Here is a 25,300-nt window from a genome sequence, read left to right as displayed (position 1 = left end):
GTAACAACCCCGGGAAGCGAACAAAACCCGGGAATTTGCGCAGATGGCCGACCACGCCCACACCGAACACAAGCACGGCTCGATGGATATTCGGGACCATGAAAAGACTTTTGCGGGCTTCATCAAGATCACGACCTGGAGCGTTGTGGTGATCTTCGTGGTGCTGGTCTTCATGGCGCTGGCCGGCGGCTGACGCAGATCCGGGAGATGGGAATGGTCCGTGCGATCATGGCGCTCTGCGCCGCGCTGCTGCTTGCGGCCTGCGGCGTCGACAATACCTCGGCGCCCGATGCCGAAATCATGCGCTACAGATACGTGGCCGGGCCGCCCACCTCGATCACGCTGTTCACGACAGTGAACGACCGCAACAACACCGGCGCGCATTCCGCGCTGCTGGTGAACGGATCGGAACGGGTGCTGTTCGACCCGGCCGGCACCTTCAGCCATCCCCATGCCCCGGTGCGCGGTGACGTGCATTACGGCATGACGGACAAGCTGGTGAACTTCTATCTGGATTATCACGCCCGCGATTCCGAGAAGGAAAAGTTCCACGTCATCGAGCAGACGCTTCTCGTCCCGCCCGAAACGGCAGAGCTGATCCTGCAACGGGTGAAGTCGAACGGCGCGGTGCCGAAGGCCTATTGCGCCAATTCGATCTCCAGCCTGCTGCGCGACATCCCCGGCTTTGAAAACATCGGCGTGACCTTCTTCCCGCTGAAGCTGGAGGCGCAGTTTGCCGAGATGCCCGGCGTCAGTCGCCGGATCATCACCGAAGAGAATGACAATCCCGGCGCGGGCCATGGCGTCATCCTGATCGACGACGACGGCAATGTGATGAACTAGGCCGGGGCCGTGCGCATTCTGGGCGTCATCCTGGCCGGGGGTCAGGCCCGACGGATGGGCGGGGCCGACAAGGCGCTGATGACATTGGACGGGCGCCCGCTCTTGGCCCATGCCATCGGCCGGCTGGCGCCGCAGGTGGCGACGCTGGCGCTTTCGGCCAACGGGGACCCGGCGCGATTTGCAGCCTTCGGCCTGCCCGTGCTGGCGGACGACCAGCCACTGGGCCCCCTGTCCGGCATTCTGGCCGGGTTGCGCCACGCGCAGGCCACAGGTCATGACGCGGTGCTCAGCGTCCCGGTGGACTGCCCCTTCCTGCCCGCCGATCTGGCCGCCCGGCTGTGCTCCGCAAGCGAAGACGGCGCGGCGCCGGTTCTGGCGCAGGCGGGGCGGGCGCATCCGGCCACCGCGCTGTGGCCCGTGGCGATGACCGGGCGTCTGGCCGGTTTCCTCGCCTCTGGCGCGAAACCCAGGATCATGGATTTCGCCGCCGCCCAAGGGGCCCGGACCGCGGATTTCCCCGACGCCGCCGCATTCGCCAATCTGAACACGCCCGAGGATCTCGGCGCGGCTCAGGGGAAAATGTGATGAAGCTTTACGGCATCATCGGCTGGCAGAATTCCGGCAAGACCACCCTGCTGGAGCAGCTTGTCGCCGAAATCACCGGGCGCGGCTTCACCGTCTCGACCGTGAAGCACGCCCATCACGACGTGGATCTGGATCAGCCCGGCAAGGACACCTTCCGCCACCGGCAGGCGGGCGCGCAAGAGGTGGTGCTGTCCACCGGCCGCCGCATGGTCCTGATGCGGGAACATCGCGGGGCAGAGCCGCCTCTGGCCGAGGTGCTGGCCCGGCTGGCCCCGGTCGATCTGGTGCTGATCGAGGGCTACAAGCGCGACAGCCATCCGAAAATCGAAGTCTGGCGTCCGGCCCGCGGGGCGGATCTGATCCAGCCGGGTGATCCGAACGTGCGGGCGGTGGCCACGGATGGCATGCCCGGCCCGCTGTCGGTTCCGGTGCTGGACCTGAACGATATCCCTGCCGTGGCCGGGTTCATCCTGCGGGATTGCGGCCTTGTCGCCTGATGTCTCCACCGCCGGACACGACACATGGTGACGATCCGCCAAGGCCTTGCCGCCGAACACCGCGCCGAAGCCGTCCGCATCTATTGGGAGGCGTTCGGCGGCAAGCTGGGCCTTGTCCTTGGCCCCGACACCCGGGCGCGCGGCTTTCTGGCGCGGGTGCTGCGGGCCGACCACTGCTTTTCGGCAGTGGACGGCGCCGGGCGGCTGGTGGGTGTGGCCGGCTTCAAATCCCCCCGCGGCAGCTTTGCCGGGGGCAGCGCCGCCGATCTGCGCGCCAGCTACGGGCGGTTCGGGGCGGCATGGCGCAGTGCGGTGCTGTGGCTTCTGTCGCATGAGGTGGACAACCACCGCTTTCTGATCGACGGGATCGCCGTGGCGCGCAGCAGCCGCGGACAGGGTGTGGGCCACGCCCTGCTGGAGGCCTTGTGCACCGAGGCGCGGGCGCGGGGCTATGCCTCGATCCGGCTGGAGGTGATCGACAGCAACTGGCGCGCGCGGGCGCTTTATGAACGGATGGGTTTCGTCGCCACCCGCACCGAACGGATGGGGCCGCTGCGCTATCTTTTCGGCTTCAGCGCGGCCACCACGATGGTGCGGCCGCTCAGCTGATTTCAGTCGAAGACGCCCGCGACGCGACCGAACAGCATGAAGGCCCGGGCGGTGCGGGTATCCGCCAGCTCGATCAGATCCGCGTCCGAGGCATTGCGCTCGAAGGCCTGGAACACCCGGTCAAAGGTGCGCAGGAAGTGATGCGCCGCATCGCGGAAGATCGTATCCTCGCGCATGCGCGACGCGGTCAGCGCCAGAGAGGAGCGGTCACGGATTCCACCCACGGCGCTGACGCCGCGCCCCCGCTCGCCGGTGGCAAAGCGGCGCCACAGTTCGGGGTGGGTCATCTCGGGGCGCAGGTCATCCATGTAGATGCCTTCCTGCGACAGGAGCGTCAGCACATCCTGCGCGGCGCGAATCAGCCGGGCGACCTCACGGTCCTCCAGCGCCAGACGCAGGGCACGAAAGCCTTCTTTGTCCTCGGGCGTTTCGGGGAACTGAAGCGCACGGATGAAATCCGTCACCGACAGCGGGCTGCGCAGCGCATCCGCAGGCGTGCCAAGCGCTAGCGCAGGCTGCTCGGCCTCCGGCTCGGCCCGCGGCGGCGCGAGGGCAGCCTTGCGATCCGCCGAAGGCACCGAAAGCGACGAATCCCGGCGCGACGAGAAGGTGGCCAGCACGGTTTCCGCCTGTTTGGCAGAGGCCGCGATCTCTTCCAGCTTCCGCTCGACCGAGGGTTTCAGCGCCGCCGCCTGCACCTGCGCCGTGGTCTGGATATAGCTTGCCCGCATGGCATCCACCGCCGCCTGCAGCCGCGCGGCCTCGGCCCGCAATTCGCGGACCGACCGCAAAGTGATCACCGCCGCCCAGATCAGCACCAAAGGCAGAAAAACGATCAGCAGGGTCATCACCAGACCCAGCGTCTTTTCCTCGTCCCCCGGGGGGGACGACAGGATATAGGACAGCACGGCCACGACCCAGACCACGCTCAGCCCGCCGCCAATGATCTCGGTCAACCGGCCCCTGTGCAAAGGCGGCAGATCGGCGGCGGGGTCACGGCGCGGGTCGGACTGCGGGGCCATGCTGATCCCTCAGACGTAGCGCACCGACAGGATCTCATAGCTGCGCCGGCCGCCGGGGGTGGCGACTTCGACGCTGTCGCCCTCTTCCTTGCCGATCAGCGCCCGCGCCAAGGGCGAGCGGATGTTCAGCAGCCCCTGTTCGATATTGGCCTCGACCTCGCCCACGATCTGGTAGGTCTTCTCCTCGTCGCTGTCTTCATCGACGATGGTGACCGTGGCCCCGAACTTCACGCCGCCCGACATTTTCGACGTGTCGATCACCTCGGCCAGCGACAGGATGCCTTCGACTTCCTTGATGCGGCCTTCGATGAAGCCCTGCTTTTCGCGCGCAGCATGGTATTCGGCATTTTCCGACAGGTCGCCCAAAGCGCGGGCTTCGGCAATTTCCTTGATGATGGCGGGACGCTCCTCGGCCTTGAGGTGCTTGAGTTCCGCGTCCAGCCGGTCAAAGCCCGCGCGGGTCATGGGGATCTTTTCCATGGTCCTGCCATTCCGATCAAAATGAAGAAGCCACGGCCCGGTTCCCCGGCCCATGACTTCACGCCTCCTGCGGGGTCCTACCTTGCGTGGCGGACGGCAAATTGCAAGGGGCATGGCGGGGCCGGCGGGCGGACTGTCGCCACCCGGCAAGAATATTTCCCCATATCCACAGAGATAAGCCGTGATGTTGCGTCATGGTTGACCTTAGGGCGACCATGGGGCAATCACGAACCGCCCAGGCCAGGCACGGCGGCGCGCCCGCGCCCGACGCACAGCAGGAGAGACCGGATGTCCGAAATCGTACGCGAGTCGATGGAATATGATGTTGTGATCGTGGGGGCGGGGCCCTCCGGTCTGTCGGCCGCGATCCGCCTGAAACAGCTGGACCCCGATCTGTCGGTTGTGGTGCTGGAAAAGGGGTCCGAGGTCGGCGCGCATATCCTCTCCGGTGCCGTACTGGACCCTTCGGGTCTGGACGCGCTGTTGCCCGACTGGCGCCAGATGGATGCGCCGATCAAGACCGAAGTCACGCACGACAACTTCTACCTCTTGGGGCCGGCCGGGCAGATCCGCATTCCGAACTTCCCCATGCCGCCCCTGATGTCGAACCATGGCAATTACATCGTCTCGATGGCGAATGTCTGCCGCTGGATGGCCGCCGTGGCCGAGGGGCTGGGCGTCGAGATCTTCCCGGGCATGGCGGCCAGCCATCTGGTCTTTGACGGCAACCGGGTGGCCGGCGTGGTCGCGGGCGAATTCGGGCTGGACCCCGCCACCGGCCTGCCGGGCGACGGCTATGAGCCGGGGATGGAGCTGCGCGGCAAATACGTCTTCCTGTCCGAAGGCGTGCGCGGCAGCCTCGCCAAGCAGGTGATCGAGAAATACGACCTGTCCAAAGGCCATTGCCCGCAGAAATTCGGCCTTGGCATGAAGGAAATCTGGGAGATTGACCCGGCCAAGCACAAGCTGGGCACGGTGACGCACACGATGGGCTGGCCGCTCGGGTCAAATGCGGGCGGCGGCAGCTTCATCTATCACCTTGAAAACAATCAGGTCTATGTGGGGTTTGTGGTCCACCTGAACTACAAGAACCCCTACCTTTACCCCTATGCCGAATTCCAGCGGTTCAAGCATCACCCGATGGTGGCCGAGCTTCTGAAGGGCGGCAAGCGCGTGGCCTATGGCGCCCGCGCGATCAGCGAGGGCGGCTGGCAGTCGATCCCCAAGATGGTGGCGCCGGGCGTGGCGCTTCTGGGCTGCTCGGCCGGCCTCGTGAACGTGCCGCGGATCAAGGGCAACCACAACGCCATGCTGTCCGGCAAGGCCGCGGCCGAAGCGGCCCATGCCGCGATCAAGGCCGGGCGGATGGGCGATGAGCTGACCGCCTATGAGACCGAGGTCCGGCAGGGCGCCATCGGCAAGGATCTGAAGAAGGTCCGCAACGTGAAGCCCGCCTGGTCGAAATGGGGCCTGACCGCCAGCCTGATGCTGGGCGGGGCCGACATGTGGGCCAACACCTTCGGGCTGACCGTCCTTGGCACGCTGAAACACGGCAAGAACGACGCGCAAGCGACCGAGCGGGCGGACAAGCACAAGCCCATCGACTATCCCAAGCCCGATGGCGTCCTGTCCTTCGACCGGCTGACCAATGTGGCCTACAGCTTCACCAACCATGACGAACAGCAGCCCGCCCACCTGAAGCTGAAGGACCCCTCGGTCCCGATCGCGGTCAACCTGCCGCTTTATGCCGAACCGGCGCAGCGCTATTGCCCGGCGGGGGTCTATGAGGTCCTGGGCGAAGGCGCCGACGCGACCTTCCGCATCAACTTCCAGAACTGCGTCCACTGCAAGACCTGCGACATCAAGGACCCCAGCCAGAACATCGTCTGGACCACCCCAATGGGCGGAGGCGGGCCGAATTATCCAAATATGTAATGCCTCACGCAGAATTCAGCGCGAAATCGCGGGCCGGGCGGTGCGAACCCCCGGCCCGCATTGCATGCGGCCCGGGGCGCGGCTAGCCTGCCCCTGACGTCGAGGAGACCGCCCTTCATGACCCTTGCCCTGCCGCGCCTGACCGCCGCCGCGCTTTGCGCCGCCTTTGCGCTGGCCCCTCCGCTGGCCGCGCAGGAAACCGCCACGCCGCAGACGGAAGCTGCGCCCGAGGGGCCGGTCAATTCGGGCGCCTATCTGGCCGCCCGCAGCGCCGAAGCGCATGGCGATTTCCGCACCGCCGCCGGCTGGTTCGATCAGTCTCTGCAGGCCGACCCCACCAATACCGCCCTGATGGACGGCAGCATCTTCGCCCATCTGAACCTAGGCAATCTGGACACCGCGGCCCAGCTGTCGGCACAGCTGCGGGATCTGGACGGCAAAAGCGATCTGGCGGATTTCGCGCTGATCGCCCATGATGCCCAGACCGAGAATTACGAGGCGCTGATCGAGCGTCTCCGCGCAGGCGACAGCGTCGGTCCGCTGGTGGATCAGCTGACGCTGGCCTGGGCCGAGGTGGGGGCCGGACGGATGTCCGAAGCTCTGGCTCATTTCGACGAAATGGCGCGCAACCGCGGGTTCGAGGCCTATGCGCTTTATCACAAGGCGCTGGCGCTGGCGCTGGCCGGCGATTTCGAAGGGGCGGAACATATCCTCTCGGGCAAGGCGGCCGGCCCGATCAACCTGAACCGCCGTGGCGTCATCGCGCTGGTGCAGATCCTGTCGCAGCTGGAGCGGAACGACGAGGCTTTGGCCCTGCTGGACAAGGCCTTCGGCAATGATCCCGAACCCCAGGCCGAGGCGCTGCGGGCAAGGCTGCGCGCCGGGGAGTCCATTCCCTTCGACACCGCGCGATCGGCCCGCGAAGGCATTGCCGAGGTGTTCTTCACGCTGGCAACCCTGCTGAACGGCGAAAGCGACCCGGCGCTGGTGCTGATGAACAGCCGCACCGCGCTGGTGCTGAAGCCCGACCATACCGAGGCGCTTTTGCTGACGGCGGCAACGCTGGAGCAATTGCAGCAATACGATCTTGCGGTCGAGGTCTATGCGACGCTGCCCGCCGACAATCCCGCCTATTACAGCGCGGAACTGGGCCGGGCCGATGCGCTTTATGCCGCGGGCCGCAAGGATGCCGCGGTCGAGGTGCTGCAATCCCTTGTCCGCAGCCACGGCAATCTGATCGGCGTGCAGGCCGCGCTGGCCGATATGCTGCGGCGTGAAGACCGCTGGCAGGAGGCGCTGTCGGCCTATGATGCCGCGCTGGCGCTGGCACCGCAGCCTGCGCGCGAACACTGGCTGCTGTTCTTCAGCCGCGGCATCTGTGCCGAACGTCTGGGCCGGTTCGACGCATCGGACGCCGATTTCCGCCGCGCGCTGGAACTGAACCCCGGACAGCCGCAGGTGCTGAACTATCTGGGCTACAGCCTTGTGGAACGCGGGCGCGATCTGGACGAGGCGCTGAAGATGATCGAACAGGCCGTCGCGGCGCAGCCGGATGCGGGCTATATCATCGACAGTCTGGCCTGGGCCTATTTCCAGCTGGGCCGCTATCAGGATGCGCTGGCGCCGATGGAAAAGGCCTCGCTCCTTGAACCGGTGGACCCGGTGGTGACGGACCATCTGGGCGATGTCTACTGGATGAACGGCCGCCAGCGCGAGGCCGAGTTCCAGTGGCACCGCGCCCTGTCCTTCGGGCCGGAAGAAAAGGATGCCGTCCGCATCCGCAAAAAGCTGGATCAGGGGCTGGAGGCCGTTCTGGCGGCCGAAGGCACCAGCAAACCGCCCGCCGTATCCTCGGCCGAGAATGGCAACTGAACCGATTACAGAATTCGCACCTGCCAAGATCAACCTTTGCCTGCATGTGACCGGGCGGCGGGCGGATGGCTATCACCTGCTGGATTCGCTGGTGGTGTTTGCCGGTGTGGGCGACCGGGTGACGGTGGCCCCCGGCGCCGGCTTTCGCGTCACCGGCCCACAGGCCGTGGCGCTGGCAGCTGAGGGGGACAACCTGTGCCTGCGCGCCGCCCGGGCCATGGGGGCCGAGGCCGCGATCACGCTGGAAAAAGTGCTGCCCGTCGCCTCGGGCATCGGGGGCGGGTCGGCAGATGCCGCAGCCGTGCTGCGGGCGCTGGCTCGGATGGGACATGCCCTGCCCGCCCCGGCGGCGGTGCTGGCGCTTGGGGCCGATGTGCCGGTCTGTCTGGCCGGGCGGCCGGTGCGGATGCGCGGCGTGGGCGAGGTGCTGGAGCCCGTCCGGCTGCCGCCGGTCTGGGCGGTTCTGGTGAACCCCGGCGTCGCCGTGTCGACGCCTGCGATCTTTCGCGCGCTGGCCCGGCGGGACAACCCGCCGCTGCCTGTCACGCTCCCCCCCCTGCCCGATGCCGCGGCACTGGCAGTTTTTCTGGCCAGTCAGCGCAATGATCTGGCCCCTGCGGCCGAGGGGCTGGCCCCCCTCATCGCCGAGGTCCGCACGGCGCTTGCCGCCACACCCGGTTGCCTGCTGGCCCGCATGTCGGGCAGCGGCGCCACCTGTTTCGGGCTTTACCGCGCCGAGAGGTCCGCGCGGGACGCGGCGACCGCCCTGCGCGCGGCCCGGCACGGCTGGTGGGTGGAACCTGCGCTTCTGGCCGGGTCAGACTGACCGCGCGCGCCAGCGGTCCAGAATGAAGGCCGCCGTCATCAGGTCCAGATGCGCCCCGCCGCCGTTCTTGGCAATGGTGATTTCGTCTTCGGAAGTCCGCGCGAACCGGCCCGAGGGGATATCGTAGTAATCCGCCAGAACATCGGCTTCCGTGATCGCCCCGGCGGCAAGCGGCCTCATCAGCTCTCCGATATGATGGACCGTGGTCGCGCGGGCGTCGACGAACAGCCGGCCGCGGGCGATGGCGGCGTCATCCACCTCACGCATGTCGGGGCGATAGGCGCCGATCAGGTCCAGATGCTGGCCCGGACGCAGCCAGTCGCCGCGGATCAGCGGATCTGTTGCCAGAGTGCAGGTGCAGATCACATCGGCCCCAGCCACCGCCGCCGCCAGATCAGTGGTGGACTTCAGGCCCAGCGGCCCGGCCAAAGCCTCGGCCGAGGCAAGGTTGCGCGACCAGACGGTGAATACCGCATCGGGGAAGATCGTCCGGTAGGCCTCGACCATGGACCGCGCCACATTCCCCGCCCCCACCAGAAGGATGCGGCGGCTGTCCTTCCGCGCCAGCTTCGAAGCGGCGAGCAGGCTGTCCCCGGCGGTTTTCCACTTGGTCACAAGATGGAAATCCACCAGCGCCGACAGCTCTCCCGTCACGTCATCATACAGCGTCACCGCGCCGTTCACCGTGGGCTTGCCGCGCTTCGCATTGCCCGGGACCACGGTCGCCACCTTCACAAGGGCGCCTATACCGTCGATCCATGTGGCGCGGTCCAGAATGGTATCCGGGCCCCGGTAGCAGAACAGGTCCTTGATATCCGGCTGCGGGCGGCGGTGGCCGTCCTCGAACGCCTGCATCAGGCCGCGCCAGTCCAGATGCGCCTCGGCCGCGAAGGGGATCAATTCGGGGGTCACAGCCCGGCCTCCTGTTTGGTCAGGAACCCATCCTCGACCAGCCGCCGGGCCCATCCCTGCCAGCCGGTGAACAGATGCGTTTGCCAGCCACGGGCCGCCGCGGCCTGAATGTTTTCGGCCTTGTCGTCGGTAAAGATCAGATCGGGACCGGACAGCCCGCTGTCCGTCTCAAGGATCTGATAAATGCGGGGATCGGGCTTCATCACCCGCAGATCGGCCGAAACCCAGGCCCGGTCGAACTCCCGCAGGAAGGGAAACACCTCCTGCGCGGTCACAAAGGTTTCGCTCCCGAAATTGGTCAGCGCGAAGACCGGCACACCCTTGGCCTTGAGCGCGCGCAACAGCGCGACCGAACCGTCGATGACCGGCAGCACCAGATCGGTCCAGCGGTCGCGCCACAGCATCAGCTCCGCCTCCCATTGCGGATGCCGCCGGGCCAGCCCCTCGACCGAGGCACGGAACGGCGCGCCATTGTCGATCTCTTCATTCAGCAGCAGGATGCCGGTTTCGGAAAACATCGCAACGCGACGATCCGCGCCGATCTCCCGGTCGAAGAACGCCTCGGGCTGCCATGTCACCAGCACATTCCCGATGTCGAAGACCACCGCCTTTGCCGTCATGCCCGCCCCTTCCGCCTGAGCTTTGCCTCGCGCCAGACGACATAGAGCCCCGATCCGCAGATCAGCGCAATCCCTGCCCATGAGGTCAGGTCCGGCCATGTGCCAAAGATCAGCACACCCCAGAAAATGGCCATCGGCATGCCTGAATATTCAAAAGGAGCGATCAGCCCGGCCTCGGTCGTCCGGTAGGCCTGCGCCACCATCAGCCCGCCGATCGACACCGAAAGCCCGGTCGCCAGAAGCCAGGGCCAGTCCTCGGCCGGGGGCCAGAACCACGGGCGCACCAGAAAGGACCAGAGCGGGTCGTCCGTCGCCAGATGACCGTCGCCCGCCACCAGCCCCATGGTGCCGGAGGCGAGGATAAATCCGGCCTGGACCCAGAACGACAGCGTCAGCGCGCTTTCCGTGCCGCCCATCCGGCGCGTCAGGAGGTTGCCCACGGCATAGAGAATGGCCGAGATCAGCACCAGAACCGCCGCCGGCTGCACCACCCCCGCCCCGGGCCGCAGCATGACGATCACCCCCGTCAGACCCAGCAGAATGGCGGTCCAGCGCCGCGGCCCCACCTTCTCGCCCAGAACGGCCATGGACAGCACCGTGATCACCAGCGGGCTGACATAGGCCACCGCCACCGCATCGGCGATCTCCATATAGGCCAGCCCGGTGAAATAGGTGACGTTCGAGATCAGGATCACCGCCACCCGCAGCGCATGCAGGCCGGGCCGCCCTGTGCGCACCTGACGAAATCCGCGCGGCGACCGGGCCAGCAGAACCATCAGGAAGGCCATGCCGATCAGCGCCCGGATCAGGATGATCTGATGCAGCGCATAGGCGCCGGACAGATGCTTGACCGCCATGTCATTGACGGAAAAGATCAGCGCGCCGCCGGTGATCAGCAGGATGCCCGTCAGGGCGGTGCCATTCTCGACAAGGCTGTTCTGGGCAGACGGATGCGCCATGGTGGCAGATCACCCGGGCCGCGGGGTCCTGTCTTGTCCGCCCGCGACATGAACACGCCGCAGAACGCGATCCAGCACATCCAGAAACCGCGACCGGTCCGCCTTGGAAAAGCTGCGCCCGCCGCCCTGCCGGAACGGATCGGCGCTGCGCAGATCGGCCATCAGGTCGCGCGTGGCCAGAACCTGCCCGATGTTGCGCGGCGTCAGTTCCTCGCCATCCGGCTTCACCACCGCCGCGCCCGCTTCGATGGCGCGGGCGGCCAGCGGAATGTCCGAAGTCACCACCACATCGCCGGGGCCGGTGTGGTCGGCGATATAGCGGTCCGCCTCATCCAGCCCCGCGCCGACATAGACCGACCGGACCAGGGGATTGGCCGAAGGCCGGATGCCGCCGTTCGAGACCAGCACCATCTCCACCCCCTGCCGGGTGGCGACCCGCTCTGCCTCGGCCTTCACCGGGCAGGCATCGGCATCAATCCACAGGGTCACGACCTTGCCTCCACGGGACCACCTGCCCCTTTCCAGTTTGCCCAAATATCCCGGGGGGTGCGGGGGGCTGGCCCCCCGCCTCCGCCCTCAGCCCATCAGCGCCGCGGCATGGAATCCGATGTGATCCTCGATGAAGGACGAGACGAAGAAATAGCTGTGGTCATAGCCCTTCTGCATCCGGAGCGTGCCGCCCTGCCGCCGCTCGGTCATCGCCGCGGCCAGTGCCTCGGGCTTCAGCAGGTCGATGAACTGGTCCGACGTGCCCTGATCGATCAGCACCGGCCCGTCGAAGCCCAGCCTGCGCATCAGGATGGAACTATCATAGCCCGCCCAGGTGCTCTCATCCCGGCCCAGATAGGCGCGGAACTGTTTGCGCCCCCAGTCCGAAGCCGTGGGGTTGCAGATCGGCGCAAAGGCCGAGACCGAGCGGAAGCGCCCCGGAAAGCTCATGGCGATGGTCAGCGCGCCATGGCCGCCCATCGAATGGCCGGTGATCGCCTGCGCTTCTTCCTCGACCGGAAAGGTGTTGAACAACAGACGCGGCAGTTCCTCGGTCACATAGTCCCACATGCGGAAATGCGGCGCCCAGGGCTTTTCGGTGGCATTGACGTAGAACCCTGCCCCCTGCCCCAGATCATAGGCGGCGTCATTCGCCACGCCCTCGCCACGCGGGCTGGTGTCGGGAAAGACCAGCGCGATTCCCGCCTCGGCCGCCCAGCGTTGCGCGCCCGCCTTCACCATCGCATTCTCATGCGTGCAGGTCAGGCCGGACAGATACCACAGCACCGGCACATGGTTGTCTTCCGCCCCGTCGGGAAGGAACAGGCCAAAGGTCATGTCGGTGCCGGTGGTCTGCGACGGATGGGTATAGACCCCCTGCACGCCCCCGAAGCAGCGGTTTTCTGACACGGTTTTCATGGCGGTCGTCCCTTCTCGGTTCAGGCTCCGGTCACCCATGCGATGACCAGGGGCACCGTCAGGATACTGAAAGCCGTGGAAATCAGGATCGCCGCTGACACGCGCTGCGGCGCGACCCCGTAATGCTGCGCCAGAATATAGATGTTTCCGGCAACCGGAAGAGCGGCCGCCGCGATCATCACCCCGGCATCGGCCGGGTTTACCGGAAACAACACCAGCGCGGCCAGCGCCACCGCGGCGGGATGCAGCACGAGCTTCGAGAACGACAGCCAGCCCGCCACCGCCAGCCGCTCGGCCGACCGCCCCGCCAGCGAGGCACCGATGGCAAAAAGGGCGCAGGGTGTGGCGGAACTGCCCAAAAGTACCAGCGTCTCATCCATCGCGGCCGGCACGGGAAGGCCGATGCCCGCCCAGAGGAATCCGGCGATCATCGACACGATCATCGGGTTCTTCACCAGCCCCAGGAGCAAGGGCCCCGCCACGGCCAATCCCGGCCGCCCGCCCCGCGCCGCCGTGATCAAGAGCGTGACGAGAGACGAGAAGACGATCATATCGATGGTCAGCACCGCCAGCAGCGGCGCAGCGGCGGCAGGCCCCAGCAGGACGCCCAGCATCGGAATGCCCAGAAAGCCTGTGTTGCCGATGGTGCCGACCTGCGCCTCGATCGTGGCCTCGGCCATCGACACCCCGCGCAGCCGCGACAATATGAACTGCACCGCGTAAAGGCCGCCCGTTGCCGTCAGATAGGCGGCAATGAAGACCGGGTCCCAGATCTCGGACAAGGGCAGGTTCACCGTCAGCCGGAACAGCATCGCCGACAAGGCGAAGTAGAAGACGAATTTCGTCAGCCAGCCCGTCGCCTCGGCCGGGAAGGCGCGCAGCCGCCCGGCGCCATAACCAAGCGCGATGACGGCAAAGAACGGCAGGGTCTTCAGAAAGATCGGCAGCATGGCATTCCGGCGGGCTCTTCCTGTTGCTTTCACGCGGCAGGGGCGGATGCAACCCGGAGCCTTGGCTTATCCGCCGCCAATCAGCGCCCCTGCCGCGAAAACCAGCGCCCCGCCCAGCACCACCTGCAACGTGGCCCGCAGGAAGGGTGTCTGCATATACCGGTTCTGGATCCAGACGATGGCCCAAAGCTCGATAAACACCACGGCGATGGCAAGGATCGTGGCGGTCCAGAAATCCGCGATCAGATAGGGCAGCGCATGGCCCAGCCCGCCCAATGTCGTCATCAGGCCCGAGGCGATACCCCGCTTCCACGGGCTGCCGCGGCCAGACAGCACACCATCGTCATGCGCGGCTTCGGTGAAGCCCATCGAAATGCCTGCCCCCACCGCGGCGGCCAGACCCACCGTCAGCGTGGTGGCGCTGTTCTGCGTGGCAAAGGCGGTGGCAAAGATCGGTGCAAGGGTCGAGACCGATCCGTCCATCAGCCCCGCCAGACCGGGCTGCACCCATGTCAGGATGAACTGCCGCCGTTCGGTAAAGCTCTCGGTCTCGGCCGCCTCCCCGCCCAGATGATCGGCGGTCAGGGATTCGGCTTTCCGCTCATGCCCGGCCTCGGCCGCGGCCAGATCGCCCAGCAACTGCCGCGTTGCGGCATCCGAAGTGCGCGTCGCAGCCTGCAGGTAGAAGCGCTCCGCCTCTTTTTCCATCGCCGCCGCCTCCCCCCTGATTGTCTCAAGGGGCAGGTTGGCGGTCAGCCAGACCGGGCGGCGGGCATAATATCCGGCAACATGTTCGCGCCGGATCAGCGGGATCACCTCGCCAAACCGGATGCGGTGCAGGTCAATCAGCCGCTGGCGGTGGCCATCTTCCTCGGCCGCCATACCTTCGAAAACCGCCGCAGTAGCAGGATAATCCGCCCGTAACCGCGCGGCATAGCTGCGGTAGATGCGGGCGTCATCCTCTTCGGACGAAATGGCCAGCGCCAGAATTTCCTGCTCGGTCAGGTCCGAGAAGCGGCGGCGGGAGGACAGGGAGGAAATCACGGCAGCCCCTCAATCTGGAATGATTCTAAAATAGCAGGGCGATTGGCGGCCGCAAGAGGGCTGCGCCGCGTTGCAATGCCGCGCCGTCACGGGCAGTATGATCACATGTCAGTGACCGAAGCCCCCGAAATCCGCCGCGGCCGCAAATATGATCAGGTGCTGGACGGCGCCCGCAGGGTTTTTGCCCGCGACGGGTATGAAGGCGCCTCGGTCGATGACATCGCGCGCGAGGCGGGCGTCAGCAAGGCCACGCTCTATTCCTATTTCCCCGACAAGCGGCTGCTGTTCACGGAGATCTGGCAGAGCGAGTGCCGCAATTCGGCCGAAGCCGCCGAATCGGACATGAACCCCGAGGCCTGCGCGCGGGAGTTTCTGACCTTCGCGGGCCACCGGATCGCTGCCTTCCTGATGTCCGAAACCGGGCGCAGCCTGTTCCGGCTGGTGGTGGCCGAGGTGTCGCGCTTCCCGGAACTGGCGCGCACCTTCCACGCCAATGGCCCGGCGCTGATGCGCGAACGGCTGGCGGGCCATCTGCGCATGCTGGTCGACCGCGGAGAGCTGCAGATCGGTGATTTCGGTCTGGCGGCGGAACAATTCGTGCAACTCTGCAAGGCCGGGTTCTATGACCGGCTGATCCTTGGCCTTGTGGATGACATCACCCCCGGAGAGGTGGACAGCTCCGTCTCCGCCGCGGCGGAGATGTTTCTGGCGCGCTACGGAAAAGCGCGTCCCTAGCCGTTTTCCCGCAGCACCTGCCCCGCAAGGTAAAGCGAGCCGCAGATCAGGACGCGGGCCTGCGGATTTCCGGCGGCGATGTCAGACAACGCCGCAGCAACCGAGGCGGCGGTGTCGGCGGGCAGACCTGCGGCACGGGCGGCATCGCGGGTCACCTCGGCGGGCAGGGTGTTCTTTTCGCCGGGGATTTCCACCGCATGCAGATGCACCGCATGGGCAGCCAGCGGGCGCATGTAGCCCGCCACATCCTTGGTGTTCAGCATGCCGCAGATCAGATGCGTCTCACGCGCGGGCATCCGGGCCAATGTGGCGGCCACCGCCTCGCCCCCGGCGGGATTGTGCCCGCCGTCCAGCCAAAGCTCCACCTGCGGGGCGCTTTCGGCCAAGGGGCCGGTTCGCAGCCGCTGCATCCTTGCGGGCCAGAAGGCGCGGGTCACAGCCGCCTCACAGGCGGCCTCATCCGCGCCCAGATGGCGCAGCGCGGCCAGCGCGGCCCCGGCATTCTGGATCTGATGCGGCCCGGGCAGGTTGGGCAGGGGCAGGTCCAACAGGCCGTTCTCGTCCTGAAACACCATGCGGCCGCGGTCTTCAAAGCAATGCCAGTGCTGCCCGAAGGCCAGAACCGGGGCGCCCAGCCGGGCGGCGCGCGCCTCGATGACCTCCAGCCCCTCGGGCGCCTGCGGGCCTATGATGACGGGAACGCCGCGCTTCAGGATCCCGGCCTTTTCGCCCGCGATTTCGGGCAGCGTCTCGCCCAGATATTGCTGATGGTCGATCGAGACCGGGGTGATGATGGTCAGCCGCGGCTGATCCACCACATTGGTGGCATCCAGCCGCCCGCCCAGCCCCACCTCAAGCAAGGTCCAGTCCGCCGGGGTGCGGGCAAAGGCCAGAAAGGCCGCCGCAGTGGTGATTTCGAAAAACGTGATCGATTCGCCGCCGTTCGCCGCCACGCATTCATCCAGCAATGCGGTCAGCGCAGGTTCGGAAATCAGCTCTCCCGCAAGCCGGATACGCTCATGGAACCGCGCCAGATGCGGCGAGGTATAGGCGTGGACCTTCGCGCCGCCCGCCTCCAGCCCCGCGCGGATCATCGCCTGCGTGCTGCCCTTGCCATTGGTCCCGGCAATATGGATCACCGGCGGCAGGCGCCGTTCGGGGTGGTCCAGCGCCGCCAGAAGGCGATGCATCCGGTCCAGCGTCAGGTCGATGATCTTCGGATGAAGCGTCATCATCCGTTCAAGAACGGCGTCCGACCCCGCGGCCATGGTTCAACCCTCGGCCGGGGCCTGCTCCGGCTCGGCCGGTGGAGGCGGCGCGGCCAGATCACCCTTGATGGCCGGCGGCTGGCCGGTCAGCATCCGCAGCACGGTGATCAGCTCATCCCGCATCTGCTTGCGGTGGGTCACCCGGTCCAGCATGCCGTGGTCCAGCAGATATTCGGCGCGCTGGAACCCTTCGGGCAGCTTTTCGCGGATGGTCTGCTCGATCACCCGCGGCCCGGCAAAGCAGATCAGCGCATTCGGCTCGGCAATCTGGACATCGCCCAGCATGGCATAGCTGGCCGTCACACCGCCCGTCGTCGGGTGTGTCAGCACACAGATATAGGGCAGCCGCGCCTCTTTCAGCATCTGGATCGCCACCGTGGTGCGCGGCATCTGCATCAGGGCCAGAATCCCCTCCTGCATCCGGGCGCCGCCGGCGGCGGAGAAGACGACGAAGGGCCGCTTCAGCTCCACCGCACGCTGCGCACCGGCAATGAAGGCATTGCCGACATACATCGACAGCGATCCGCCGATGAAACCGAAATCCTGCGCGGCGGCCACGATGGGGGTGCGGCCCATCTCGCCCTCAGCCACCAGCATGGCCTCTTTCTCGCCGCTGGCCTTCTGCGCCGCGCGCAGGCGGTCGGGATATTTCTTCTGGTCGCGGAAATGCAGCGGGTCGGCAATGGGTTCGGGCACCTTCACCTCGGTGAATATCCCGCCATCAAACAGCGCCGAAAACCTGTCCCGGGGGGTGATCGCCATGTGGTGATCACAGTTCGAGCACACGTTCAGATTCTGCGCCAGTTCGCGGTGGAACAGCATGGTCCCGCATTCGGGGCACTTGGTCCACAGGTTCTCCGGCACCTCACGCCGCGAGAAGAGCGAGTTGATCTTCGGGCGGACGTAATTGGTGATCCAGTTCATGCGCGTGCCTTTCGGGCGGGTCCTCGGGTCGGTCCTGAGATAATCCGCAGGGACCGCAAATGCAATGCAAGGGCGCGGACAGGGCGGTCAACCGGCGGGCCGGTCCGGCGTCTGCATTGCACTGGCCCCGATCAAAGCTAAAATCCTGCGGGTCCGAAGGTCCGGCCATGCGGCCTTCTTAAGGGATATGAAAGGTCTGGTGCCCAGTCTCGCGTCAGACGGAGGTGAAGGCATGCAGGGACCAGAGGCGATGAAAGATCCGGCACAGATCGCCGCGGGCGGGCGCATCCGGATACGCGACCTGCTGCCGGCGGGGGGCTTGCTCTGCGCCGGGCTGGCCGGGCTGGCAGCGGCCTCGCTGCAGGGGGTTGCGGGCAATGGCGCCTGGCTGGTCGTCGCGCCACCGGGATACAGCCTGCCCGAAACCATCGGCATGGTCGGTGCAGCCGATGGCGGCCTGATCGACACCGGACGCTTCGGCAATATCGTTATCGCCGCTTCCGCAGAACCCGGGTTCTCGGACCGTCTGCGCGCGGCGGGGGCATGGCTGGTCGTGCCCGCCCCCGTCACGCTTGGTTGCGGCGCCGCCCCTGCGGAAGGACAGACGTCATGACTTCGGAACTCGACCTTCTGCGCCTGCGCTTCGGGCAATTTCTGGTGGTGCTTCTGTGGTGCCATGTGCCCCTGCTGGCGATGGTGGCCTATTGGACCGGACATTCCATCGCGGGGGCCGCACTGTCGGGCGGCCTGTTGGCCACGGCCTATCATCTGACCTTCGCCCGGACCGGGATTGCGCCCGCCACCCGCTACCTCTCTGCCGTCGCTTTGGTGGGGGAGCCTGCGCTTCTGCTCTATCTGCTGCGGGGCCATCCGTGGCAGATGGACATGCATATGTATTTCTTCGCGCTGCTGGCGTTGATGATCGCATGGTTCGACCGGCGGGTGCTTCTGGTGGCCGCCGTCACCATCGCGCTGCATCACCTCTTGCTGCTGTATCTTCTGCCCTATGCGGTGTTTCCCAATCAGGCCAATGTGATGCGTGTGCTGCTGCACGCGGTCATCGTGGCCTTTCAGGCCGCTGTCCTCGTCTGGCTCAGCGACCGGGTGGTGCAAAGCTTTGAGCGCATCGGCAGGATGAGCGCCGAGATCGCACTGCAGAACGACGCACTGGAAACCCGCACCCACGAGGCGGAAGAGGCGAGCCGCGCGAAAAGTATGTTCCTTGCAAACATGAGCCACGAGATCCGCACGCCCATGAATGCGATTCTCGGCTTCTGCCATCTTTTGCAGCGCACCACGCTGGATTCGCGGCAGCAGGATTATATCTCGAAGATCAACGGCGCGGGCGTCTCGCTTCTGCGGCTGATCAATGACATCCTCGATTTTTCCAAGAACGAGGCCGGCAAGCTGAAGCTGGAGTCGCGGGCCTTCGATCTGCGCAGTTCGGTGGAAAGCCAGATCCAGATGGTGGCCTCGGATGCCACGGCCAAAGGGCTGCGGGTCGAGGCGCGGATTGACCCGCGCGTCCCCGCCCAGCTTCTGGGGGATGAGCTGCGCTTCAATCAGGTGCTGCTGAACCTGCTCAGTAATGCGGTGAAATTCACCGATACCGGCACCGTCGGCGTTGCAGTCCGGCTGATCTCGCAAGAGGGTCAGGGCGCCGACGAACGTGCCACGGTGGAAATTGAGGTACGCGACAGCGGCATCGGCATGACCGCAGCCCAGCAGGCCAGCCTGTTCAGCTCGTTCACCCAGGCCGACAGCTCCACCACGCGCCGCTTCGGCGGCACCGGGCTGGGGCTGGCGATCTGCCGCCAGATTGTCGAACTGATGGGCGGCCGGATCGGGCTGGAAAGCGAACCCGGAAAGGGCAGCACCTTCCGCTTCGCCGTCACCCTTCCGGTGGACCACGGGCCGGGCGCTGCGGCGCGCATGGCATCGCCGGCGCTGCGCGGGCTGCGGGTGCTGGCGGCCGATGACAACCCTGCCGCGCGCCAGATCATCGAAGAGATTTTTCGCGCCTGGGGCATTCCGGTCGATCTGGTGGCCTCGGGGACCGAGGCCGTCAGCGCTGTCACCACGGCGGCCCGGCAGGGCCAGCCCTATGACCTGATGCTGCTGGACTGGAAAATGCCCGGGCTGGACGGGATGGAGACGGTGCGCACCCTGCGCGCCGATCCGCAACTGCCGAAGATGCCGGTCACGCTGATGGTTACCGCCTATGGCACGGATGAATTCATGTCCGAAGTCGGGCGAACCGAAGTCGCCGCCTTCCTGACAAAACCGCTGGAGCCGCGGGCTCTGTATGACACGGTGGCGGAACTGTTCTCGGAAACGGCCCCCGGCCGCCCCTCTGCCGCACCCGAGGCCGCAGCCCTGCCGCGGCTGACCCCGGCACTGCAGGGGCTGCGGGTGCTTCTGGTCGAGGACAACGACATCAACCGCGAAATTGCGCTGGAACTGCTGGGCGATGCCGGGCTGGTGGTGGATTCGGCCGAGAATGGTGCCGTGGCCTGCGACCGCATGGCCCGCGACGGGGCCGGATATGCCGCAGTGCTGATGGATGTGCAGATGCCCGTGATGGACGGGATCGAAGCGACGCGGCGTATCCGCCAGACCTGGCCCGCAAGCCGCCTGCCGATCATCGCCATGACCGCCCATGCCTATGAAGAGGAACGGCAGCGCTGTCTTGATGCCGGGATGAACGATCATGTGTCGAAGCCGGTCGATCCCGACGCGCTGATCCGCACCCTTGGCAAATGGCTGATCCGGAACGTTCCCGCCGCGGCGCGGGTTACCCCACCGGCCGAGGCGACGCCTGAAGGCGAACTGGTCCTTCCCGGCAGCCTGCCCCCGTTCGACCTGCCATCGGCCCTTGCCCGGGTGAACGGCAAGACGCGGCTGCTGCGCAAGCTGATCATTTCCTTTGGCGAAACGCAGGCCGGCGCCGCGGAGGAGCTGACCGGGCTTCTGGCCGCAGGCCGTGTGACCGAGGCACGGCGGCTGGCCCATACGCTGAAAGGTGTGGCAGGCGCGCTGGCGCTGACAGAGGTCGAGGCCGTTTCTGCCGGAATCGAACGGCAGCTTGCAGAGGGCAGTCCCGACGGGCTGGAGCAGGAGATCAAGGCCCTGGCAGAGGCGCTGGCCCCCGCGGTGAAGGCCGCGCAGGACCTTGCGCATTCAACGCTGCCGCCGTCTTCCGCCCGACCGCCCCTTCCGCCCGAGGGAGAGCGCCTCGCCTCGCTGAACCGGCTGCGCGACGACCTGCGCCGCAACAGCCTGCGCGCCCGTGCCAGCTTTGACGCGCTTGGCGCCGCCTGTGGCCTGTCACGCGGCGAAATCGACCGTCATCCGCTGCGCGAAGCGCTGGAGCATCTTGACTATGCCCGCGCGCTGACCCTGCTTGAGAGCATGCCGCTCCTGCCGCCGGGCGGCACCGACGGGCTGAGGGAAGTGTCATGACGGAGCGGCCGACCATTCTGATCGTGGATGATGAAATCTCGAACATCGAGATCATGAATGCCATTCTGGAGGACGATTATGAGGTGTGCTTTGCCACCTCGGGCCATCAGGCGCTGGAAACCGCGCGCAATGCGCTTCCGGATCTGATCCTTCTGGACATCCTGATGCCCGGGATGGACGGCTACGAGCTTTGCGGCCATCTGAAACGCGAGGCGATGCTGGCCGATGTGCCGGTGATCTTCACCACCGGCCTGGGCGACACCGAGGATGAGGTGCGCGGCCTTTCGCTCGGCGCCATCGACTATGTGACGAAACCGGTGCAACCCGTGGCGCTGCGGGCGCGGGTGGGCAATCACATCCAACTGAAGCGGATGCGCGACCGGCTGGCCGAAATGGCGGTGACCGATGCGCTGACCGGCCTCAGCAACCGGCGCCGGATGGAAGAGGTGCTGCGGCTTGAAACGGCCCGACTCGCCCGTGGCAGTGACTGGCTGTCGGTCATCCTGCTGGATATCGACTTCTTCAAACAGTTCAACGACACCTACGGCCATCCTGCCGGGGACCGCTGCATTACCATGATCGCGGCCGCGCTGAACCGCGCGCTGCGGCGCAGTTCGGATCTGTCGGCCCGTTACGGCGGCGAGGAATTCGCCTGCATCCTGCCCGGCACTGACGAGGCGGGCGCCATGGTTGTGGCCCGCGAAATAGGCGAACAGGTGCGCAAACTTGCCATCCCGCATGAAAGATCCGGGGTGGCCCCCGTCGTCACCATCAGCATGGGGGTGGCCACAGCCCGCTGCCTGCCGGGCATGGCGGCCGATCTCTGGGTGCGCGAGGCGGACCGGCAGCTCTATCTCAGCAAGGCGCAGGGCCGGAACCGGATCAATGCCATGGCCTTCTGACCCCTGAAGGCTGCGCGACAAGCGCAAGGCCCTTTGCTAAGCTGTCCGCATCCTTAGCCAGCAGATGGTCATGCCCGGTCTTCTTCTGCGGATCTGCCTGTGGATTGCGCTTTGCGCCCTGCCGGGGCTTGCCGCGGGCGAAGGGCGCTATGCGCTGGTCATCGGGATTGAAACCTATGATTCGGCCCGGGATCTGGTCAATCCTGTGGCCGATGCAATGGCGGTGGCCGGGCACCTGCGCGATCTGGATTTCATCGTCACGACCGAGACCAACCGGGACAAACGCCGCCTGCGCCGCGCGCTGGAGGATTTCGCGCAGGATGCCGCGGGTGCCGATCTGGCCCTGGTCTATTATGCCGGGCACGGGGTGGAAATCGGGCGCGAGAACCGGCTGTTGCCCACCGATGCCGCGATGAACTCTGTCGAAGCGCTGCGGGCCAGTTCGGTTTCTCTGGCCGAGGTGGTGGAAACCCTCCGCCGGACCGCGCCGGCCGCGATCCTGTTGGTCGATGCCTGCCGGAATGACCCGTTCGAAGGCACGCCGTTGGCCGACCTGTCGCAGCGCGCAGCCAAGGCGCTGGAGGATCAGTCCGCGCCGCAACTGTCTCCCGGTTTCGGTCGGGTCGGACGGGCCGATGGCTTGGTCTATGCTTTCGCGACCGCGCCCGGTGCCACGGCAGAGGATGGCCGGGGGCCGAATTCCCCCTTTGCCGAGGCGATCCTGCGCCACCTTGGCACCCCCGGCCTTGAACTGCGCGGCGCGCTGTCCCTGATCCAGCAGGATGTCTATGACCGCACCCGCGGCAAGCAGCTGCCCTATGTCGAATCCGCCCTTCCCGATCTGATCTTCGTCTCCGGCACGCCGGGTGCCGTGTCAGAGCGGGATCGCCTTCTTCTGGCCATGGCAGGCCTTGCGCCTGAGACCCGGGCCGAGGTGGAGCGGGTCGCCGCGGCGGACGATCTGCCGCTGGCCCCGCTTTATGCCGCGCTTCTGGCCGCGGGTGAGCTGACCGCGACCGAACGCGAAGCCACACTGGCGGAAGCCGCGAGGCAGTATCGGCGTTTCCAGAATGCCGTTGCCGCGCTGGACGGCGCCGATACCGCAGTCTCGGCCCTGCGGGACGAAGCCGCCCGGCTGATGGATCTGGGCGCCTATCGTGAAGCGCAGGAAAAGCTGCAGGCGGCGGCCGATCTGGACGCCGCGGGCATTGCAGGAGCCGCTGAACTCCTGCTGACACGCAGCCTGTCGCAGGTGGAAACCCTGCGCATCAGCGCGCTCGCGGCCGAGGCGGCACTGGACTATCCGACCGCGCTGGCCCGCTGGCGAGAAATTTCCGCCACCCTGACCCGGCTGGAACCGCTTGGCCTGCCGGAAGAGGCGCTGCTGACCCAGACCACGGCCCTGTGGTGGGAGGGGTATCTGCTGATCCGTCTGGGCGAAGGGGCCACCGCCGTTCCGGTCTATGAGGACTGGAATCGCCGGGCCGCCGCCCGGGCCGCCGCGCATCCGGCCAGCACTGCGCTGCAGCACGATCTGGCCAACAGCCTGCGCGAACTGGGCAATCTCTTGCACCGCCGCGGGCAGACCACCCGTGCACGAGAGATGCTGACCGGGGCGCAGGACATCTGGCGGCGCCTGTCGGAGGCAGAGCCGCAGGATCCCGTCTGGCTGCGCCATCTTGGGTTCACCCAGACCGACCTCGGGAATATCGCGCTGACGCTGAACGATCTGCCCGCCGCCGAGGCCAGCTTTCGCAGGGGGCTGGACATCTGGCAACGGCTGACCGCCGCGGACATGGAGAACCCGGATCTGCGCAACGATCTTTCGGTCGGGCATGAACGATTGGGCCGCATCTTCTATCTGACAGGCAATCTGGCCGGGGCGGAGGCTGAATATCTTGCCGTGCTGGACCTGCGCCTGACGCTGGCCGGGCAGATGCCGGACAAGGCGCTGTTTCAGGCCAACCTGTCCGTCGCGCATTTCCTGCTGGCGCAGGTCCGGCTTCAGATGGGGGATACCTCCCCGGCCGAGGCCTCGGCCCGGGCGGCGCTGGATATCCGCCGGATGCTTGCGGAAAAAGATCCGGCGGATGCGGGGCGGCAGGCCGATCTGGCCGCTTCTCTGGAACAGCTGGCAAATATCCTGCGGGCCAAGGGGGATCTGGCGGGGGCTGTCGCGGAATATACCGCCGCGCTGATGGTCCTTGATCCTCTGATCGGGCAGGATACGGGCGTTCTGGGGTGGCTTGACCGCAAAAAGACCATTCTCGACAACCGTGGCTTTGCGCAGGTCCTGCTGGGCGATCTGGCGGCCGCGGAATCCGACTACCGCGCCGCGCTCGCTCTGGTCGAGGCGCTGATCAGCCAAAACCCGGAGACGGCCTATCTTCGGCACAATCTGGCGGTGTCCTATACCAAGCTGGGCCAGAACCTGCTTGATCAGGGTCATTGGGCCGAAGCCGGGGGCTATTTCCAGACCGCGATTGACACGCTTGAGGCGCTGAACGCGGCCGGGGCAGACCAGCGGCTCTGGCCGCAGACATTGGCGCGGTCGCATGTGGGCCTTGGCGATGCCATGATGCAGCAGGGCGATCTTGCCGCAGCAAAGGCGCACTACCAGCGCGGGCTGGAATTGCGGCTGGCCTTGTCGCAGGACGATCCCGCCGATGCCGATCTGCGCGATGATCTTGCACTGTCCTACAGCCGCCTGGGCGAGGTGCTGGAGGCCGAGGGCGATCCGGCCGGGGCGGAGAAGGCCTATGCCATGGGGTTGGATCACCGCCGGGCGCTGGTGGCGCAGGACCCGCTGAGCCGCCTGAAAGCCATGAACCTTGCCGTTGCGCAGGGCCGTCTTTGCGAATTGCTGCGCAAGGCCGGGGATTTCACCGCGGCAGAGCCTTATTGCCGGGACCGGCTGACCGGCCGGCGGGCGCTTCTGGCCCTGACGCCCGAAGATACTCGCGCGCGGGAGCAACTGGCAGAGGCCCTTGCCGCGCTTGGCCGTGTCCTGCGGGAAACCGGACGGCTTGGCGATGCGGAGGATCTGTTCCGCGAAGAGCTGGCCCTGCGGCTTGATCTGGCGGCCGCGGACCCCGGCGGGGCAGAACCGCAGCGGGCATTGGCCTGGGCCTGTCGCCGGATCACCGGCATCCTTCGGCAACGGGGGGCCGATCCCGCCCTGATCGCCCGATACAATCTGGCCGAGATGGAAGCCTGGCTGCGGGTCGAGGCGCGGCTTGGATATGATGCGGAGGCGGATGAAGAGATCATGACCGTTTTCTTCCGCATGGAAGAGGATCAGCCGGACACCGCGCGGGTGGAGCAGGACGTGCTGGCGCTGCTGCTGCGCCTGCGCGATTCGGGCGAACTGACCGAAGACCGGGCACAATGGATAGAATTCATGCAGGGCGATCCGGCAGCAGGCGACATCGTCGTCGAGTGACGGCCC

General features: G+C 66.6%; 24 protein-coding genes. 13 read left to right on the top strand and 11 right to left on the bottom strand.

What is annotated here, in order from left to right; translation table 11 throughout:
• Nucleotides 1–43 precede the first annotated feature (43 nt).
• Genes ACO2Q5_RS12115 through ACO2Q5_RS12095 form a run of 5 tightly spaced genes read left to right on the top strand, consistent with a single transcriptional unit; the run spans nucleotide 44 to nucleotide 2,534 of the window.
• Complete coding sequence (locus tag ACO2Q5_RS12115; protein ID WP_423291325.1) at nucleotides 44–193, top strand: aa3-type cytochrome c oxidase subunit IV; 150 nt, start codon at nucleotides 44–46, stop codon at nucleotides 191–193.
• A 20-nt stretch (nucleotides 194–213) separates the two neighbouring features.
• Nucleotides 214–843: a hypothetical protein gene (locus ACO2Q5_RS12110; protein ID WP_423291323.1), complete on the top strand. Its 630-nt coding sequence runs from the start codon at nucleotides 214–216 to the stop codon at nucleotides 841–843.
• Nucleotides 844–852: 9 nt separating this feature from the next.
• Nucleotides 853–1,428 carry a molybdenum cofactor guanylyltransferase MobA gene (mobA, locus tag ACO2Q5_RS12105; protein ID WP_423291321.1) on the top strand — a complete coding sequence of 192 codons (576 nt, stop codon included), beginning with the start codon at nucleotides 853–855 and terminating at the stop codon, nucleotides 1,426–1,428.
• Nucleotides 1,428–1,925, top strand: a complete 498-nt coding sequence (mobB, locus tag ACO2Q5_RS12100; protein WP_423291320.1) for a molybdopterin-guanine dinucleotide biosynthesis protein B — start codon at nucleotides 1,428–1,430, stop codon at nucleotides 1,923–1,925. Before mobA ends, mobB begins: the two co-directional genes overlap by 1 nt.
• Before the next feature lie 24 nt (nucleotides 1,926–1,949).
• On the top strand, nucleotides 1,950–2,534 hold the full coding sequence (locus tag ACO2Q5_RS12095) for a GNAT family N-acetyltransferase (protein WP_423291319.1): 585 nt from the start codon (nucleotides 1,950–1,952) through the stop codon (nucleotides 2,532–2,534).
• Nucleotides 2,535–2,536: 2 nt separating this feature from the next.
• On the opposite strand, the gene ACO2Q5_RS12090 is transcribed toward ACO2Q5_RS12095, so the two are convergent.
• The gene (locus ACO2Q5_RS12090; protein WP_423291318.1) at nucleotides 2,537–3,556 is read right to left on the bottom strand and encodes a hypothetical protein; all 1,020 of its coding nucleotides are present in this window, start codon (nucleotides 3,554–3,556) and stop codon (nucleotides 2,537–2,539) included.
• 9 nt (nucleotides 3,557–3,565) lie between these two features.
• Nucleotides 3,566–4,036, bottom strand: coding sequence for a transcription elongation factor GreA (gene greA / locus ACO2Q5_RS12085; RefSeq protein ID WP_423291317.1), 471 nt, complete (start codon nucleotides 4,034–4,036; stop codon nucleotides 3,566–3,568).
• A gap of 288 nt (nucleotides 4,037–4,324) precedes the next feature.
• Between greA and ACO2Q5_RS12080 the strand changes: the two genes are divergently transcribed.
• The 3 genes from ACO2Q5_RS12080 (at nucleotide 4,325) to ACO2Q5_RS12070 (ending at nucleotide 8,669) form a co-directional block, all read left to right on the top strand.
• Nucleotides 4,325–5,971, top strand: coding sequence for a 4Fe-4S dicluster domain-containing protein (locus ACO2Q5_RS12080; protein WP_423291316.1), 1,647 nt, complete (start codon nucleotides 4,325–4,327; stop codon nucleotides 5,969–5,971).
• A 117-nt stretch (nucleotides 5,972–6,088) separates the two neighbouring features.
• Nucleotides 6,089–7,843: a tetratricopeptide repeat protein gene (locus ACO2Q5_RS12075; RefSeq protein ID WP_423291315.1), complete on the top strand. Its 1,755-nt coding sequence runs from the start codon at nucleotides 6,089–6,091 to the stop codon at nucleotides 7,841–7,843.
• Nucleotides 7,833–8,669: a 4-(cytidine 5'-diphospho)-2-C-methyl-D-erythritol kinase gene (locus ACO2Q5_RS12070; RefSeq protein WP_423291314.1), complete on the top strand. Its 837-nt coding sequence runs from the start codon at nucleotides 7,833–7,835 to the stop codon at nucleotides 8,667–8,669. Before ACO2Q5_RS12075 ends, ACO2Q5_RS12070 begins: the two co-directional genes overlap by 11 nt.
• On the opposite strand, the gene ACO2Q5_RS12065 is transcribed toward ACO2Q5_RS12070, so the two are convergent.
• The 7 genes from ACO2Q5_RS12065 to mbfA form a co-directional block, all read right to left on the bottom strand.
• Complete coding sequence (locus ACO2Q5_RS12065) at nucleotides 8,661–9,581, bottom strand: ornithine cyclodeaminase family protein (RefSeq protein ID WP_423291313.1); 921 nt, start codon at nucleotides 9,579–9,581, stop codon at nucleotides 8,661–8,663. The genes ACO2Q5_RS12070 and ACO2Q5_RS12065 overlap by 9 nt on opposite strands.
• The gene (locus ACO2Q5_RS12060) at nucleotides 9,578–10,201 is read right to left on the bottom strand and encodes an HAD family hydrolase (RefSeq protein ID WP_423291311.1); all 624 of its coding nucleotides are present in this window, start codon (nucleotides 10,199–10,201) and stop codon (nucleotides 9,578–9,580) included. The genes ACO2Q5_RS12065 and ACO2Q5_RS12060 overlap by 4 nt, the downstream gene beginning before the upstream one ends.
• On the bottom strand, nucleotides 10,198–11,160 hold the full coding sequence (locus tag ACO2Q5_RS12055; protein WP_423291309.1) for a DMT family transporter: 963 nt from the start codon (nucleotides 11,158–11,160) through the stop codon (nucleotides 10,198–10,200). Before ACO2Q5_RS12055 ends, ACO2Q5_RS12060 begins: the two co-directional genes overlap by 4 nt.
• A 9-nt stretch (nucleotides 11,161–11,169) precedes the next feature.
• The gene (locus ACO2Q5_RS12050) at nucleotides 11,170–11,649 is read right to left on the bottom strand and encodes a YaiI/YqxD family protein (protein ID WP_423291307.1); all 480 of its coding nucleotides are present in this window, start codon (nucleotides 11,647–11,649) and stop codon (nucleotides 11,170–11,172) included.
• Nucleotides 11,650–11,736: 87 nt separating this feature from the next.
• Complete coding sequence (fghA, locus tag ACO2Q5_RS12045; RefSeq protein WP_423291305.1) at nucleotides 11,737–12,567, bottom strand: S-formylglutathione hydrolase; 831 nt, start codon at nucleotides 12,565–12,567, stop codon at nucleotides 11,737–11,739.
• A gap of 20 nt (nucleotides 12,568–12,587) precedes the next feature.
• Nucleotides 12,588–13,517 (bottom strand): AEC family transporter, encoded by a 930-nt coding sequence (locus ACO2Q5_RS12040; protein WP_423291303.1) that lies wholly within the window; start codon nucleotides 13,515–13,517, stop codon nucleotides 12,588–12,590.
• A 66-nt stretch (nucleotides 13,518–13,583) separates the two neighbouring features.
• Complete coding sequence (gene mbfA / locus ACO2Q5_RS12035; RefSeq protein WP_423291301.1) at nucleotides 13,584–14,561, bottom strand: iron exporter MbfA; 978 nt, start codon at nucleotides 14,559–14,561, stop codon at nucleotides 13,584–13,586.
• Nucleotides 14,562–14,666: 105 nt separating this feature from the next.
• Between mbfA and ACO2Q5_RS12030 the strand changes: the two genes are divergently transcribed.
• Nucleotides 14,667–15,296, top strand: coding sequence for a TetR/AcrR family transcriptional regulator (locus ACO2Q5_RS12030; protein WP_423291299.1), 630 nt, complete (start codon nucleotides 14,667–14,669; stop codon nucleotides 15,294–15,296).
• Here the strand turns inward: ACO2Q5_RS12030 and ACO2Q5_RS12025 are convergent.
• Both ACO2Q5_RS12025 and accD read right to left on the bottom strand, forming a co-directional pair.
• A complete protein-coding gene (locus ACO2Q5_RS12025) occupies nucleotides 15,293–16,564 on the bottom strand; it encodes a bifunctional folylpolyglutamate synthase/dihydrofolate synthase (RefSeq protein ID WP_423291297.1) in 1,272 nt (423 codons plus the stop codon). The genes ACO2Q5_RS12030 and ACO2Q5_RS12025 overlap by 4 nt on opposite strands.
• Nucleotides 16,565–16,567: 3 nt before the next feature.
• On the bottom strand, nucleotides 16,568–17,488 hold the full coding sequence (gene accD / locus ACO2Q5_RS12020; RefSeq protein ID WP_423291295.1) for an acetyl-CoA carboxylase, carboxyltransferase subunit beta: 921 nt from the start codon (nucleotides 17,486–17,488) through the stop codon (nucleotides 16,568–16,570).
• Nucleotides 17,489–17,720: 232 nt separating this feature from the next.
• On the opposite strand from accD, the gene ACO2Q5_RS12015 reads away from it, so the two are divergent.
• From ACO2Q5_RS12015 to ACO2Q5_RS12000, 4 genes are all read left to right on the top strand, one after another.
• Nucleotides 17,721–18,101: a hypothetical protein gene (locus ACO2Q5_RS12015; protein ID WP_423291293.1), complete on the top strand. Its 381-nt coding sequence runs from the start codon at nucleotides 17,721–17,723 to the stop codon at nucleotides 18,099–18,101.
• On the top strand, nucleotides 18,098–20,950 hold the full coding sequence (locus ACO2Q5_RS12010) for a response regulator (RefSeq protein WP_423291291.1): 2,853 nt from the start codon (nucleotides 18,098–18,100) through the stop codon (nucleotides 20,948–20,950). The genes ACO2Q5_RS12015 and ACO2Q5_RS12010 overlap by 4 nt, the downstream gene beginning before the upstream one ends.
• Entirely contained in the window at nucleotides 20,947–21,852 is a 906-nt protein-coding gene (locus ACO2Q5_RS12005) for a GGDEF domain-containing response regulator (RefSeq protein WP_423291289.1), read from the top strand. The genes ACO2Q5_RS12010 and ACO2Q5_RS12005 overlap by 4 nt, the downstream gene beginning before the upstream one ends.
• 70 nt (nucleotides 21,853–21,922) lie before the next feature.
• Nucleotides 21,923–25,294, top strand: a complete 3,372-nt coding sequence (locus ACO2Q5_RS12000) for a caspase family protein (protein WP_423291287.1) — start codon at nucleotides 21,923–21,925, stop codon at nucleotides 25,292–25,294.
• Nucleotides 25,295–25,300 lie beyond the last annotated feature (6 nt).

The organism is Neotabrizicola sp. VNH66 (assembly GCF_049445895.1).
Taxonomy (GTDB): Bacteria; Pseudomonadota; Alphaproteobacteria; order Rhodobacterales; family Rhodobacteraceae; genus Pseudogemmobacter.
This window is presented reverse-complemented; position numbering and strand designations above follow the sequence as displayed.

Coding starts and splice junctions, on each gene's coding strand:
- ACO2Q5_RS12025 (WP_423291297.1), bottom strand. CDS start 16,564: ATGGCCGCGGGGTCGGACGCCGTTCTTGAACGGATGATGACGCTTCAT.
- mobB (WP_423291320.1), top strand. CDS start 1,428: ATGAAGCTTTACGGCATCATCGGCTGGCAGAATTCCGGCAAGACCACC.
- ACO2Q5_RS12070 (WP_423291314.1), top strand. CDS start 7,833: ATGGCAACTGAACCGATTACAGAATTCGCACCTGCCAAGATCAACCTT.
- greA (WP_423291317.1), bottom strand. CDS start 4,036: ATGGAAAAGATCCCCATGACCCGCGCGGGCTTTGACCGGCTGGACGCG.
- ACO2Q5_RS12115 (WP_423291325.1), top strand. CDS start 44: ATGGCCGACCACGCCCACACCGAACACAAGCACGGCTCGATGGATATT.
- ACO2Q5_RS12005 (WP_423291289.1), top strand. CDS start 20,947: ATGACGGAGCGGCCGACCATTCTGATCGTGGATGATGAAATCTCGAAC.
- ACO2Q5_RS12090 (WP_423291318.1), bottom strand. CDS start 3,556: ATGGCCCCGCAGTCCGACCCGCGCCGTGACCCCGCCGCCGATCTGCCG.
- ACO2Q5_RS12095 (WP_423291319.1), top strand. CDS start 1,950: ATGGTGACGATCCGCCAAGGCCTTGCCGCCGAACACCGCGCCGAAGCC.
- ACO2Q5_RS12010 (WP_423291291.1), top strand. CDS start 18,098: ATGACTTCGGAACTCGACCTTCTGCGCCTGCGCTTCGGGCAATTTCTG.
- ACO2Q5_RS12080 (WP_423291316.1), top strand. CDS start 4,325: ATGTCCGAAATCGTACGCGAGTCGATGGAATATGATGTTGTGATCGTG.
- ACO2Q5_RS12040 (WP_423291303.1), bottom strand. CDS start 13,517: ATGCTGCCGATCTTTCTGAAGACCCTGCCGTTCTTTGCCGTCATCGCG.
- ACO2Q5_RS12055 (WP_423291309.1), bottom strand. CDS start 11,160: ATGGCGCATCCGTCTGCCCAGAACAGCCTTGTCGAGAATGGCACCGCC.
- ACO2Q5_RS12015 (WP_423291293.1), top strand. CDS start 17,721: ATGCAGGGACCAGAGGCGATGAAAGATCCGGCACAGATCGCCGCGGGC.
- ACO2Q5_RS12075 (WP_423291315.1), top strand. CDS start 6,089: ATGACCCTTGCCCTGCCGCGCCTGACCGCCGCCGCGCTTTGCGCCGCC.
- accD (WP_423291295.1), bottom strand. CDS start 17,488: ATGAACTGGATCACCAATTACGTCCGCCCGAAGATCAACTCGCTCTTC.
- ACO2Q5_RS12110 (WP_423291323.1), top strand. CDS start 214: ATGGTCCGTGCGATCATGGCGCTCTGCGCCGCGCTGCTGCTTGCGGCC.
- ACO2Q5_RS12000 (WP_423291287.1), top strand. CDS start 21,923: ATGCCCGGTCTTCTTCTGCGGATCTGCCTGTGGATTGCGCTTTGCGCC.
- fghA (WP_423291305.1), bottom strand. CDS start 12,567: ATGAAAACCGTGTCAGAAAACCGCTGCTTCGGGGGCGTGCAGGGGGTC.
- ACO2Q5_RS12030 (WP_423291299.1), top strand. CDS start 14,667: ATGTCAGTGACCGAAGCCCCCGAAATCCGCCGCGGCCGCAAATATGAT.
- ACO2Q5_RS12060 (WP_423291311.1), bottom strand. CDS start 10,201: ATGACGGCAAAGGCGGTGGTCTTCGACATCGGGAATGTGCTGGTGACA.